This is a genomic window from Bacillus sp. FSL W8-0519, from assembly GCF_038005585.1.
Lineage (GTDB): Bacteria > Bacillota > Bacilli > Bacillales > Bacillaceae_G > Bacillus_A > Bacillus_A paranthracis.
Map to the genome: position 1 here is coordinate 40653 of NZ_JBBOTL010000004.1, position 12859 is coordinate 53511.

The 12859-nt window shown below is 37.0% G+C and carries 16 protein-coding genes; all 16 read left to right on the forward strand.

The window, feature by feature from the left end; translation table 11 throughout:
• Nucleotides 1–2 precede the first annotated feature (2 nt).
• The 16 genes from NST14_RS30610 to NST14_RS30685 all read left to right on the forward strand — a co-directional run bounded on the left by NST14_RS30610 (nucleotide 3) and on the right by NST14_RS30685 (nucleotide 12603).
• Nucleotides 3–932 carry a phage major capsid protein gene (locus NST14_RS30610; RefSeq protein ID WP_229143665.1) on the forward strand — a complete coding sequence of 310 codons (930 nt, stop codon included), beginning with the start codon at nucleotides 3–5 and terminating at the stop codon, nucleotides 930–932.
• Nucleotides 933–938: 6 nt separating this feature from the next.
• Nucleotides 939–1106, forward strand: coding sequence for a YqbF domain-containing protein (locus tag NST14_RS30615; RefSeq protein WP_080493267.1), 168 nt, complete (start codon nucleotides 939–941; stop codon nucleotides 1104–1106).
• 5 nt (nucleotides 1107–1111) lie between these two features.
• The gene (gene yqbG / locus NST14_RS30620; protein ID WP_229143664.1) at nucleotides 1112–1501 is read left to right on the forward strand and encodes a protein YqbG; all 390 of its coding nucleotides are present in this window, start codon (nucleotides 1112–1114) and stop codon (nucleotides 1499–1501) included.
• Nucleotides 1501–1893, forward strand: a complete 393-nt coding sequence (locus NST14_RS30625; RefSeq protein WP_229143663.1) for a DUF3599 family protein — start codon at nucleotides 1501–1503, stop codon at nucleotides 1891–1893. The genes yqbG and NST14_RS30625 overlap by 1 nt, the downstream gene beginning before the upstream one ends.
• The gene (locus tag NST14_RS30630; RefSeq protein ID WP_000168162.1) at nucleotides 1878–2369 is read left to right on the forward strand and encodes an HK97 gp10 family phage protein; all 492 of its coding nucleotides are present in this window, start codon (nucleotides 1878–1880) and stop codon (nucleotides 2367–2369) included. Before NST14_RS30625 ends, NST14_RS30630 begins: the two co-directional genes overlap by 16 nt.
• 2 nt (nucleotides 2370–2371) lie before the next feature.
• A complete protein-coding gene (locus NST14_RS30635; protein WP_229143662.1) occupies nucleotides 2372–2773 on the forward strand; it encodes a hypothetical protein in 402 nt (133 codons plus the stop codon).
• 15 nt (nucleotides 2774–2788) lie between these two features.
• Nucleotides 2789–3256 (forward strand): phage major tail protein, TP901-1 family, encoded by a 468-nt coding sequence (locus NST14_RS30640; RefSeq protein ID WP_229143661.1) that lies wholly within the window; start codon nucleotides 2789–2791, stop codon nucleotides 3254–3256.
• 67 nt (nucleotides 3257–3323) lie between these two features.
• Nucleotides 3324–3725 carry a tail assembly chaperone gene (locus NST14_RS30645; RefSeq protein ID WP_229143659.1) on the forward strand — a complete coding sequence of 134 codons (402 nt, stop codon included), beginning with the start codon at nucleotides 3324–3326 and terminating at the stop codon, nucleotides 3723–3725.
• Between the two features lie 59 nt (nucleotides 3726–3784).
• Nucleotides 3785–4063 (forward strand): hypothetical protein, encoded by a 279-nt coding sequence (locus tag NST14_RS30650; RefSeq protein WP_229143657.1) that lies wholly within the window; start codon nucleotides 3785–3787, stop codon nucleotides 4061–4063.
• Nucleotides 4064–4078: 15 nt separating this feature from the next.
• Nucleotides 4079–7417 (forward strand): hypothetical protein, encoded by a 3339-nt coding sequence (locus NST14_RS30655; RefSeq protein WP_229143653.1) that lies wholly within the window; start codon nucleotides 4079–4081, stop codon nucleotides 7415–7417.
• Complete coding sequence (locus NST14_RS30660) at nucleotides 7417–8298, forward strand: phage tail domain-containing protein (protein WP_229137309.1); 882 nt, start codon at nucleotides 7417–7419, stop codon at nucleotides 8296–8298. Before NST14_RS30655 ends, NST14_RS30660 begins: the two co-directional genes overlap by 1 nt.
• Before the next feature lie 11 nt (nucleotides 8299–8309).
• A complete protein-coding gene (locus tag NST14_RS30665; protein WP_341119630.1) occupies nucleotides 8310–10157 on the forward strand; it encodes a phage tail protein in 1848 nt (615 codons plus the stop codon).
• 9 nt (nucleotides 10158–10166) lie between these two features.
• Nucleotides 10167–10436, forward strand: coding sequence for an AbrB/MazE/SpoVT family DNA-binding domain-containing protein (locus NST14_RS30670; RefSeq protein ID WP_229143649.1), 270 nt, complete (start codon nucleotides 10167–10169; stop codon nucleotides 10434–10436).
• A gap of 53 nt (nucleotides 10437–10489) precedes the next feature.
• Complete coding sequence (locus NST14_RS30675) at nucleotides 10490–11821, forward strand: BppU family phage baseplate upper protein (protein WP_229143647.1); 1332 nt, start codon at nucleotides 10490–10492, stop codon at nucleotides 11819–11821.
• A gap of 12 nt (nucleotides 11822–11833) precedes the next feature.
• A complete protein-coding gene (locus NST14_RS30680) occupies nucleotides 11834–12457 on the forward strand; it encodes a hypothetical protein (protein WP_229143645.1) in 624 nt (207 codons plus the stop codon).
• Nucleotides 12457–12603 carry a hypothetical protein gene (locus NST14_RS30685; RefSeq protein ID WP_229143643.1) on the forward strand — a complete coding sequence of 49 codons (147 nt, stop codon included), beginning with the start codon at nucleotides 12457–12459 and terminating at the stop codon, nucleotides 12601–12603. Before NST14_RS30680 ends, NST14_RS30685 begins: the two co-directional genes overlap by 1 nt.
• Nucleotides 12604–12859 lie beyond the last annotated feature (256 nt).

The window sequence follows — 12859 nt, forward strand, 5'->3', positions numbered from 1 at the left end:
ATATGACACTTAATAACAAAACAATCATTGAAAAAGCGGATGTTACTCTTGCCACATTAGCTAGTGGTGGTTTAATGAACCCTGAGCAAGCTGATACATTTTTACGTATGGTGCAAAGCGCCCCTACGATTTTAAAAGACTCTCGATTTGTTCAAATGGCTTCAGACACACGTAAAATTGAAAAAATCGGTTTTGGTTCTCGTATTCTACGTCCAGGCGTAGAAGGAACACCATTAAAAGATTCTGATCGTTCTGCTCCAACAACTAGCACAGTTACATTAAATGCAAAAGAAGTAATCGCTGAAGTGCATATTACTTATGACACGTTAGAAAATAATATTGAAGGTAATAACTTGCAAAATACGATTATGCAGATGATTGCAGAGCGCGCGGCGTTAGATATTGAAGAATTAATTATTAATGGTGACAAATCTTCTGCTGATACGTATTTAACATTACTAGATGGTTTACGTAAACAAGCGACTTCACATGTAATTGATCATGCAGCTGGTGCATTCTCTAAAGATGTATTTAAGAAAGCTTATAAAGCTGTTCCTGCGAAATACCTTCGCAATCCTAAAGATTGGAAGTTCTATACTTCACATGGATTAGAAGTTGAATGGAAAGACCAAGTTGCAGCACGACAAACAAACCTTGGTGACTTCTCACTTCAAGGTGGTTTAGCTTCAGCGTATGGTGTTCCTGTAGATGGTATTGCGATGTTACAACCATACACTAATGAAACAAATACTGTATCTGATATTCTATTAACTCATCCTAAAAACATCGTAGTTGGTATGAGCCGAAATATCCGAATTGAAGTTGATAAAGATATCCGCGCTCGTAAGTTCATCATTGTTTTAACTGCTAAAGTGGATGCTAAATTTGAAGAGGAAGATGCAGTAGCGAAAGTTATCAAAGTTAAGGAGTGATGACTTTTGAATTACTACGTTAAATTAATAGTTGGTAAAACATATGACGTCCATGAACGTCTTTTTTTATTAGGCCAAGAAGAAAAAGTTCCAAAGAAAACCTATGACTATCTAAATGGTAATGAACAATTTGAAGTTCGAAAAGAAGGTAGCAAATCTAAAGGAGAGGAGTGATAAGTATGCCACTTATTACTGCTCAAGAATTAATAGATTACACTGTATTGCCTGAAGTAAAGAATCGTCCTGTTCCTCTATTGGAGCAGGACATACTTGAGGCAGAAACAGAGATTTATAATTTATCGAAAATAGATTTTAGTGATAAGACGAAATATCCTGAGGTTCCAGCAGAAGTGAAGTTATCGTGTAAGAAGTTAGCACAGTATTATGCTTCAATAAACAGTGATACAAACGCTATGAAGGGGATTAAGTCTGAAAGTATTGGTGGTGGCGACTATTCCTATACAAAGGATAGTGCAAGTATAACGAAACCTTCCGTTTTGTATCTTCTGCAGAAATTTATGGATCATAAAGGAAAGAATAAAGTCACGTTCAAAATGAGGGCAATTTAATGTCTTTGCAAGGGATGTTTATTCACGAATGTGATATTTACCATTTGCAGAAGAAAGAGCAACCAGGTAAATATGGACAACCAGGAGAGACTGTATATTCTTACAATGAAACTCCTGATATAGCAGGACAAAGTTGTTATTTTGCTGAGAATGTAGCGATTGCTAGACCAACTGCAATTCAATCTGCACCAAATCAATTAAATGAACAGCATACACGAGTATTATTTATGCCTGGTACAGATATAAAACATAACGACAAGGTAATCAAGAAGAATACGAATGTCGTTTACTATATACGCAATCCCTTTCCGGTAGTACATCCACTTACTGGTGAGGTTTCACATATAAAAGCCACTGCGGAGAGGAAGAGTGAACCATGGCTAGCCAAATAACGACTAGAGGATTTCGTGAGTTCAGTGCTAAGTTGAACCGTATGGCAAATGGATTAGATCAGAATGTAGCTTTATGGCTAGAAGCTAGTGGGTTTCAATTTCTAGAAGAGGTACAAAATCAAATCATTTCATTAGCGGTTGTAGATACAAGACGACTGTTAAATTCGTTTGATAAAGGCGGAGACGGAAACGTATGGCGTTCCTCTGATGGTGGATTAACATTAGAGATTGGTAGCAACTTAAGCTATGCAAAATTACAAAATGATGGATGGCAGCAGGTAAGGAGATTCGTCCCAGGAAGATGGGAGGGTCATAATTTCGAGTATGATCCGCATGCGCCTACTGGAATGATGCTAACTGCTAAATTTATAGAAGGTCGCCCCTATTGGGATAATGCAGTAGCGATATATGAGCGTATGTTCCAACGTTCATTTGACCGCCAATTTAAGCAATGGGTACAGAATGGAGCGAGATAATTATGTATGAGCAAATACATGGTTCCATGAAAGCTTTTGTATACGACAGTTTACCTACTAATACATTTGCTTATCATGATCAAGTTCCAGAAGAACTAGTTATTCCATCGGTATATTATCCGATTTTATCTATAAACGATGATAAAACTTCAAAAGATCATTTTACCTTACTGTACACAATGACAGTAAGGTTTTTTAATACAACAACAGATAAGGCGATGCAAGCAGCTGAAAAAGTTGCTAACAAAATCAGGAGCAACGGTTACACGGTACATCTTCGAAATGAGGATGGAAGTGAATCGATTGACACGATTTATTTTCGAAGAGTAACTACCGCTCCTAGTGGGGTTGGTTCAGCACAATTAACAATGATTTTTGAATACCAACAAGCTTATGTAAATTAAGGAGCGTGAATATAGATGGCTGAATTAAAAAATAAAATGATGCGCGGTGATGATTTCTTAATTGCTGCTGTTATAAAAGATCAAACTAATACAGATTTACTGGTTAGGCCTTTTGATCAAACGGATTCTTCTCATAGTGTATCAGCAGACGAAATAGAAGCTGCTTCAAAGGACAGAACTGTCAATGATTACGGAAAAGTAACTGAGACGCGTTCATTTGAGGGGATTATGGCAGAAGGAGATCCATTCCCTGCTGCTGCTTTAAAAAAATTACGTAACAAAGAATATATAGAAATCTATGAAATTAACAAACGTACATTAAAAGCAGAAAAAGGAACTTATATGATTACGTCATTTGAGAAAACTGCTTCAACAGGAGAATTTGCGACTTATTCTCTTGAAGTTAAATTGTCGGGTACTACGACAGAAGAGACTTTAACTAAATTACCTCCAGGTGCAGGGGAAACAGTAACAACACCTTAAGAGTAGGTTTTATGCCTACTCTTCTTAAATTTAAAAATAACATCCAATTAAAAGGAGATTGATATATATGCGTTTTGAAGTTAAAGGGAATGAATATGAATTAAAGTTAAGTTTTGAAGCAGTGGTAGAGCTAAATAAGAAATATGAAGGTGGCGTAAATGAAATTGTAGGACATTGCTTACAAGGTGATGTTGAACTATTCAAGGATTCTATTTACTTCGGATTATTCCATACAGAAAAAGGATTCACTCGTAAAGATATTGATCAGGAAATCAAAAGATTATTTACCGAAGAAGCGTTAACTCAAGAGTACATCGAAAGTACACTACGAGAGGTAATTGAAGAGAATTTTTTCTACAAAGCGAAAGTGCTACAACAGAAGAAACGATTGAAGAAACAGATGGTAGCCAAGAATCCAGAATACGAGGAAATGGCGAACGAGATGTACGGACTAACAACAGAAGAGTAATTCAATATGATAGAAAAGCTATAGATAAAATTCAGCAGGATGGATTTAGATACTTAGGAATGCATCCTGCTGAAGTAATGAAGTTGAGTCCGCGTGAATTTCAAAATATGATGACAGCTCGTAATGAACAATATTTAGATGAACTGCAATCGTATAGTTTATTTGCCATTATGATGCGGACAGCTTATCACTATAACCCTAAAAAGAGATTAAAACCAAAAGACCTTTTCGATAGGGAAAAAATGGTTACTGATGAACAAAAGAAAAAAACAATAGAAGATCGCGCTGAAAAAGCAGAAGATGATATGGAATTTCTTCAAAATCTCAACTTCAAGTAGAAAGGAGGTAGAGATTTGGCAACAACAGAAGAATTAGTAGTCCAGTTTAGAGCGGAAACGGATCAGATGCGTCGTGAAATGGCTGCAATGCAACGGCAAATGAACGAGTTTACAAGTTTAACTCGTCAATCTTCCCGAGAATATCGACGAAGTTTAGAAAGTATGGGGGACTCTAATAGTGAATATAGTCGCCGTCTTCGTGAATTAAAACGTCAACAACGTGAAGCGATGAAACCCCATATAGAAGAATTGAAAAGAACAAAACTTGCTTACTTGGATGCTGCTATGAGTATGGGAACTTACACAGGTAGTGTTCAAGATTTGATTTCGCAAGTAAATGAAGTTGGTAAAGCTGAAAAAGCTGCTAATGACGCGATGATGAAAAACGATAGAATGATGCAAGCTTCAATCCTTCAAACAATCGGTATGATGAACAATATGAGTACGACATCTAGTAAGTTGAGGGATAATTTAAGGACAATGGGAAATCCATTGTATAACTTGTCACATGGCGCTTTAATGGCTACAAATGCTATAGAGCGTTTGGCGAATAGAAGTAGTTCTGCTCAATTAGCACTAGAATTTCTTGGTCCTAATGCAAACGCCAAGCAGCTAAATGATCAGGTAATGTTGATAAATCAAGGTCTTATGAGAATGCAAATGGTTGCTATCGCTGCATCTGTTGCATGTGCTGCTTTGTATGGATCGTTGCATAAAGCGAATATGGAAATGAACCCGAAATATGCAAAGGCATACAATGAAATGATAGAGAAACTGTCAGAGGCTTTTAAACCGATGAAAGAAGCTTTCGCCGCTATGATGATACCACTTTATAAATTCATAACGGCATTAGCAGAAATGATTATAAAATTCAACGAAGCGCATCCAACTATGGCGAAATTTATACAAGGTGCCCTCATGTTAGTTCCAGCTTTAACCCTTATTTTGTCACCGTTAGCAGTAGGGATTGGACTGTTCTTAGGATATAGAGCAGCTATAGCAGCTGTTTGGATGTTGATAAAACCATTAGTTCTAGGGTTGGCGATGGTAAGTCCTGTCGCTTGGGCTGTCGCTGCTGCGATTTCTGGGTTAGTAGTAGGTTTTATGTATGCATATAAACATATTGAACCGTTTCGAAATGCTGTTAATAATCTGGGTAAGGCAATAAAAGGATTTTGGAATTTAATATTTGGAAATCCATTGAAGGGACAAGAACTTCTTTATGCTATAGGTCTTGGCGACGACACAATCCAATTTGTCAATAAGCATGTAGATATGATTAAAAATGCATTGAGAATATTAACCGCAGCAATTAAAGGATTTGCACAAGTTTTAGCTGACTTGAGTAAGTATTTATTTTGGACAGCAGTAGACGGTGACTATTTAAACGATTGGATTACACACTTACCTAAGGGATTCCAAGATGCAGCACAGAAAATCGGCGAATCAGTAGCTAGAATAAGAGAATCTTTAATTGGAGCAATGGGAGTTGTGAAGAAATTCGGAGAAATAATCGCAGCGCTAGGAAAGTACTTATTTTACACTGCGCTCGATGGAGATTATTTTAATGATTGGATCACGCATTTACCATCAGGATTTCAAGATGCGGTATTGATTATAGGTAAGGCTGTAAGTCAAATGCGCGATTTAATGGTTAGCTTTGTTAGTGCAATTAAAGCAGCGTTTCAAGGTGACTTTAGCCAAATTATTAACTTTTTTGTTAATTTGATTCCGAATATCATCGCGATATTAATTGGCGGAATACCAGGATTACTGTTGACTATAACTACAATGTTCATTCGAATGTCTGATGGCGCAGCTGCCGGTGGAGCTACGTTATTAACAAAGTTCCAAGAAATATTGAATCTTGTAATCACAAGCGTCATTACCTTTATTACAACGCAATTACCTCAGTTTGTTCAAAAGGGTATTGAGATTCTGACTAGTTTAATTACAGGGATTGTTCAAGCTTTACCACAAGTTATCCAAGCCGCATCCACAATTATACTAACGTTAGTAAATGGTATAGCAGTTTTATTACCAACATTGTTGAATATAGGTATCCAACTTATCCAAACATTAATTACAGGGATTATTCAGTTACTACCAGCAATTATTGAGAGCGGTAGTAAAATATTATTTGCGTTAATTGATGGCATAATCTCCTTAATCCCTACTTTAATTGATGTTGCAATGCAAATTATTCAAACTATATTAGATACGCTAGTTCAATTGTTACCAACTTTACTTGAAATGGGAATGAAAATCTTAGTAATGCTTATTCAAGGTATCGTGGATATGCTACCTAAAATTATTGACGTGGCAATTAAGGTGATTGTTCAGCTAATTGATACTTTCGTAAAATTATTACCTAAAATTATTGAGATGGGCATTCAATTAATCATCGCATTGATTGACGGAATTGTAAAAATGTTACCGCAGATCATAAACACCGTCGTAATATTAATTAAAAAATTCACAGAAGTAATCATTCAAAATCTTCCAGTAATCATTAAAGCAGGTATTCAAATTCTATTGGCTTTAATTGAAGGGATTATAAAAGTTTTACCCCAAATTGGAGGAGCTATCATTGAGATTATCAAGGCAATTACTATGATACTTATTGAAAATTTACCCACTCTTATAAGATTAGGCGCTCAATTAATCCTAGCTTTAATTGACGGATTTTTTACTGTAATGGGCGAGTTATGGCGCGCAATCAACGGAAAGATACTTCCATCTATTTGGGAAGCATTCCAAGGGATCGACTGGTCACAAGTAGGTAAAAACATTATTATCGGTTTAATCAATGGTCTTGGTTCGTTAGCTTATAAAGCGGTGATGGCAGCTTATAATATAGGTAAATCTATTTTCAAAACTATTACTGGTTTCTTTGATATACACAGTCCTTCTCGTCTTATGAGAGGTGTTGGCGAGTATGTGATTATGGGTATGATCAAGGGTCTTAATAATATGGAGAATCCTGCGGTGAAGGCAGCGAAAGATGTTGCTACATCTGTAAAGGATGCTTTTGATGTACTTAGTGATGATATTTCTCTTGGAGATGTTGCATTCGCGGGTTCTATACCAGGTGTTTCAACGAGTTATTCAGCACCTGCATCTGTATCCAGTACAACATCTTCTAGTTTCGGACAACAAGCTATGGTTAATTCTCAATCTACTAATAGTTCTAACCAGAATGACGGCAGTTTAGTAGCATCTGCCATTGCGGGATTAAGAAAAGATTTAACGAATTTACAAGTTGTTATGGAAGGTGAAACAGTAGGACGTATTGTACGACCTCATGTAAATGAAGGAAATGCAGTCGAAAACACAGTAAGGAGGTACTTTTAATGGACGTACAAATCACAAGAATGAATGGACAAACTATGAAACTATCTGACATAAACGTTCAGGTGCAGGACTTCCGTGTGGGCTCGATTGAAATGCGTCCTACCTATATAGATGTAGAAGGAGCAAATGGAAGAATTAACACAGGATCTACTTATGGGGTACGGACTATAACCGTACCCTTTTATTTTAAAGCACAGGATTTATTAGATGTAGCGATAACACGAGATAAACTATTTGAAATAATATTAAGTACAGAACCTTTCTATATTCGTGAATTACGACGATTAGAGTATCAAAATGGAGATAATCTGATTGTTAGTGGCAAACGATATAAAGTAAATATCTCCTCTACATTCGATATAGATCAGCAACTCAAATATGGATTTGGTGAATTGGAATTTGAAACAGCAGACTTACCATTTGCTGAATCAATTGGCAAATCATCTGATATCCAACGTGATGGTATAGATGTGTCGAGTGGACTTTGGGGGGCAGGAATGGGCATTATAGTTGATCCTGTTTCGCACAAGTATAAGCATAATATCGTACCAGGTCAGAAATTTAAAATTTACAATCCTGGTAATATACCAGTTCATCCTTTTGAACAAGAATTAAAGATAGTTATTAGTGATGTTGTAGGTGGTTCTACAGGTTTTATGGTGAAAAATCTAACGAATTTTAGTACTGTTACAATTAATTATGCCCTTTCTAGTTCCGATATAGTAATTTATAACGGCCCGAATATTGGAAGAAACGGATTAGAATTTTTAAGAAATACCAAAAAAGATTTCATTGAGTTAGTTCCGGGTTGGAATACTTTTGAAGTGTTTAATTGCGCCTCAGCAACGATAGAATTTGATTTTAGATTTTACTACAAGTGAGGTGACTTATTATGTATGTACGTGATTTGGAGAATAAGGAGTATATTACACAGGTAACTTACCTCATCGAAGAAGAATTAAATGGGAATTGTGTATTTTCTGCAAAGATATCTCCCAATAAAGTGAATTTACTATTTCTTAATAAACTCTCAGAAATGTGGACTCTAGTCGATGATAATGAAACAGAATATAAAGTTGTTTATCTGAAAAAACAGGGTGAAGGGAAAACATTAACCGCTGAGATTAAAGCAGTACCGAAATTTTATGATGACTTCGACAATGGTCGCGTATATGAAGAATATAATCAATCCTTTACTGCGAATGCTTGCTTTGCAACTATTTTTAGTGGCAGCGGCTATGTTTATCAATTGAATGGAAGTTACAACTCATTACAATGGGAAGGATTTGGTGGTGGGTCTACCCGACTTGAAATGTTTAAAGATGCATTGAATCGTTATGGAGCAGAGTTCAGGATTCTGGGGAAGGTTGTAACGATTGAACCTCAAATTGGATCTGATTTAAACGTTATGTACCGTCATAGATTGAATGCTTCCAATATAGTTCAAGAAGTTGATGCGTCAGGATTTTGGACATACGCTAAAGGTTATGGCGATTTCACTGAAGAGGATGGATGGCAAGGTGCTAAATTGATTCGTGAGTATACATCACCGCTTGCAAGTATTCCTGGAATCGGAGTGCGTCACGCGCCACCTTTAAAAGACGGTCGTATAAAATTAAATGCAACAATGGAAAACAGTTTAAAAAAGATTGTGAATGAAAGTTTAAAAATGAGCGTAACTGCCGATATACATGATTTAACGAAACAGAAATACCCGATTGCTCAGAGTGGACTTGGTGATCGGGTATTTCTAATTGATGAAAGAATTGGATTGGATGCAGAAGTACGTGTTGTGAATCGAAGCGTATTACGTGATTGGCGCGGGAATATACTGGATGTTCAATTGACCTTTGGGAATCAAGACATTACCAAAAGGTATCAGTCTAATTTAGATCATGCTGCTAAAACAATTAATGATTTGATAGAGGGAAGAGAAAAACTTCCTATCAATGCGATGGCACAAGAAGTTGCAAATGTTACAAGTATGATTTTAGGAGTAACTAGTGAATTAGATATCACGCCACAAGGATTAATCGCGAAGGATAAGAACAATCCGAATTATGTTGTAGTCTTGAACAGTGCCGGATTAGGCGTAAGCACTGATGGAGGCACAACGTTTAGGAATGTAATTACAGGCAGAGGTATTGTTGCAGAGCGGATTTTAGCAGGAGAAATTAAGGGTTCTACACTGCGCACTGATAGTGGATCTAACTACGTTCATATCGAAAAACAATTTATACGCTTAATGGAATCGAATTTAAATCGAATGTTCCTTGGTTACTACTGGAATAAAGACGGTAGAATACAACCTACAATTTTGCTTCATGAGAATGTTGATACTAGTAGATTTTCTGATGGGACATTAGTAATCGCACAACTAAACATTGGAAGTTATTATACCGGAAGTATAGGGGTGGTAAAAGGGGAAACAGCTCTCGGCGAACCGTATTATCCAAGTAAACTTAACCTTAATTCAGATGGGAATACCCTTCTATTCGGAGATAACAAGACAACAATCGAAGGGCAAAATGGAATTGATTTTCGTTCGTTTAAACAGATAACATTCAATACTGGTGGGGCAGTGTCGTTCAATACTCAAATAAGTACACAAGGAGTAAATATTGCTGGTGGAGGTCCGGACTCTTTAGGAACTATCAAATACATGAACGGAAGTAAAGGATGGGGTGCTTATCTTCACATAGGTTCACAAGGATGGGCATTTATGAACATTTCAATATAGGAGGTATTTATGGCATATCAATATTTAGGTGTTACAGTAACGATTTCTGAAGGCGGTACAGTAAAAGTACCGTTAGATAAATTAGCCGATATCGGCGTGAAACCTGGTGATGTTATTGAGATTTTCTCAGATCATGACCAGGTTTATTTGTGTAAAACAGATACATTTTGTGACGTGTGCAAAAAGAATGCTCATTTGCATAAGTTAGGCACGTTAAATGTATGCTCAGATTGTTTAGCTAACTTGCAGCAACAAGCAGTACAAGTATCACAACAATAAACGATTTAACCAAAAGCGTGCACAAGCAGGCTTTTTTATTTTGAACAAAAGGAGTGATCCATTTGGCAGAACTATTAAAGGTAAGAGAAATAACAATTGACACAATGCAACATAAAGATTTCGCCACAAAAGAAGAAGAACTAAAGGTAATGCGGTTTTATCAGAATGATTTAAACTCTGCCAAGCTATTAATCAATGTAACTCATGACAAAGTAGTTACGGATTTCTCGACAGCTACAAAGGTACAAATTGCATTTTTAAAGCCTGATGGCAAGAGAGTGTTCCAAGATGTACAGAATGTAAATCAAATGCAAGGTAAGTATTATGTAGTATTAAGCACACAAACACTTATTGCCTACGGAAACGTAGTTGCGCAATTAAGGTTAACCTTCCCTGATAATAAAGTAATTGAAACATGCAAATTTGTTTTTGCTGTTGATGAATCGATAATGTCTGATGAAGCAATGAAATCTACAAATGAATTCCCAGTAATTCAAAAAGCAATTGAAGTAGGAGAGACTTTTACAGGAGTAGATTTTGCCCCGATTATTAAAGCAGGAGAATTAGCAGCTGGAGCATTACCAAAGTCAGGCGGTACTATGACGGGTAATATCGACATGGACACTTCAGTCGGGTCTAAGAGCAAAGGTTACCGTTGGAGAGATGCCGCGGGGACGATGTACGGACTAGAAACTTCTACGACAGGGGAGTTGATCTTATACGACTATAAATCCGCCGCGAGAGTATGGCAATATGACCCAGTAGGCAAGAGATTTAGTGTTATATCTGATGGGAACGTATTGAAGACTACAGGTGGTACGATGACAGGAAACATCACATTAACATCAGGCGCTATGATCCGCCAAGAGATGCCAAACGCACCAAGTGCCAGAGGGATTCTCTATATTGATGAAACATCAAAGGCCGCTGTCGGAGGTATTGGATACGCAAGGGGCAATTCAGGTGTTGTAGGTGAGGCTTACATGGGATGGGGAAGCGCTCCATGGGATGCACCTACAGCTTTAATTGTAAGTGATACTAAGTTTACCTATAAAAATAAACCTGTAGCTATGCGAGATAAAGACGGGCGGGCAGATTTAGTCTTGACAGCTGATGCAATTAACCTTGATACAAGTTTTCTGCCTGTAGCTGATAGACGAGGGAACACAGTTACGATATCAGGGGCTATTGCGCTTAAAACAGGTTCGGTGGAGAATTTAGTGACGACTTTACCTGTTGATATGCGACCTGTTACAACTTTAAGCAGGCATTACCTAGCTACAGACGGCACGTCTGTCCATGTAGTTTTTAACATAGACGGGACAGTTAGACTAGGTGTGAATGGTAAGAACGTTTATATTACAGAGACTTTTGTGGTTAACTAAGGAGGAAATCACATGGATAGACAATATGGTTATTGTTATGACGAAAACGGGAAGTTCACTGAGATGATTCCCATCGATGAGAAACCGATTTACGAGAAGCAAACAGTTTACCGAGAAGAACAGAAAGAGGTTGTCACAGAAGAAAAGTTATGCGAGTTGCACCAGTCCATTGAGGACGGAACGTACCAGCCTGAGATTGACGATAAGACAGGTGAAGAGTTACCAGTAGTCAGCAAATACGAATGTCCTAACTGTGTAATGGCAAGTGTAGATTATGAAACTATTAAAGTGCCATACGAGGAGGATGTCATTGTAGGGTATGAGCCTGACATCCCTGAAAACTGTACTTTAGAAGTTTGCCCGTGGTTAGCTTACGAGCCTGTATTCAAGGAAGGTAAATGGGTGAAAACAGTTGAGCCGAAGCCAGAAGAACCGCAACCAGAAGAACCATCGGAATTAGAAAAAATTAAGAAACAGCAGGGATTAATGCAGCAAGCTATAGATGAAATGATTATACAAAATCCAACTCCAGATGAATTAGCAGAGTTAAAGAAACGCTTGGTCCTTATGCAATCGGCGATTGATGATCTCATCATTTCTAATACTCCAGAAACACAAGAAGGAGGTAGTAACTAATGGCTGAATATATGGCACAACGTGTTATCGATGGAGCCTTTACGTATTCGTTTATTATTATCAAAATGAAGGTGTACAAGGAGCGTATTGATAAATACCTAACTGATAATGGAAGAGCTGATTTAATTACCGATAGCGCACAATAGTGGGCTTTTTTATTTTCTGATAAGCAGGTAAAAATATATTAAAAAAACACAAGTAATACATCGTTAGTACACAATGCTATTATATTCTAAGGGAAAATACACATAGATATAAGAGGATATATATTATGAAAAAAGACGTTAATTTCTTTGTAGGGTTATTTTGGGGTGGCTTATTCTCAATAGTTTTATGGGTAGCACTTTATCAATTAGTAGTTTTATTATAAAAACAAATTAAAACTGAACAAAATACGGCTTT

What these genes read in the sequence shown, in the direction of transcription:
- NST14_RS30610 (WP_229143665.1), top strand. Translation starts at nt 3, where the DNA reads ATGACACTTAATAACAAAACAATCATTGAAAAAGCGGATGTTACTCTT.
- yqbG (WP_229143664.1), top strand. Translation starts at nt 1,112, where the DNA reads ATGCCACTTATTACTGCTCAAGAATTAATAGATTACACTGTATTGCCT.
- NST14_RS30625 (WP_229143663.1), top strand. Translation starts at nt 1,501, where the DNA reads ATGTCTTTGCAAGGGATGTTTATTCACGAATGTGATATTTACCATTTG.
- NST14_RS30630 (WP_000168162.1), top strand. Translation starts at nt 1,878, where the DNA reads ATGGCTAGCCAAATAACGACTAGAGGATTTCGTGAGTTCAGTGCTAAG.
- NST14_RS30635 (WP_229143662.1), top strand. Translation starts at nt 2,372, where the DNA reads ATGTATGAGCAAATACATGGTTCCATGAAAGCTTTTGTATACGACAGT.
- NST14_RS30640 (WP_229143661.1), top strand. Translation starts at nt 2,789, where the DNA reads ATGGCTGAATTAAAAAATAAAATGATGCGCGGTGATGATTTCTTAATT.
- NST14_RS30645 (WP_229143659.1), top strand. Translation starts at nt 3,324, where the DNA reads ATGCGTTTTGAAGTTAAAGGGAATGAATATGAATTAAAGTTAAGTTTT.
- NST14_RS30650 (WP_229143657.1), top strand. Translation starts at nt 3,785, where the DNA reads ATGCATCCTGCTGAAGTAATGAAGTTGAGTCCGCGTGAATTTCAAAAT.
- NST14_RS30660 (WP_229137309.1), top strand. Translation starts at nt 7,417, where the DNA reads ATGGACGTACAAATCACAAGAATGAATGGACAAACTATGAAACTATCT.
- NST14_RS30665 (WP_341119630.1), top strand. Translation starts at nt 8,310, where the DNA reads ATGTATGTACGTGATTTGGAGAATAAGGAGTATATTACACAGGTAACT.
- NST14_RS30670 (WP_229143649.1), top strand. Translation starts at nt 10,167, where the DNA reads ATGGCATATCAATATTTAGGTGTTACAGTAACGATTTCTGAAGGCGGT.
- NST14_RS30680 (WP_229143645.1), top strand. Translation starts at nt 11,834, where the DNA reads ATGGATAGACAATATGGTTATTGTTATGACGAAAACGGGAAGTTCACT.
- NST14_RS30685 (WP_229143643.1), top strand. Translation starts at nt 12,457, where the DNA reads ATGGCTGAATATATGGCACAACGTGTTATCGATGGAGCCTTTACGTAT.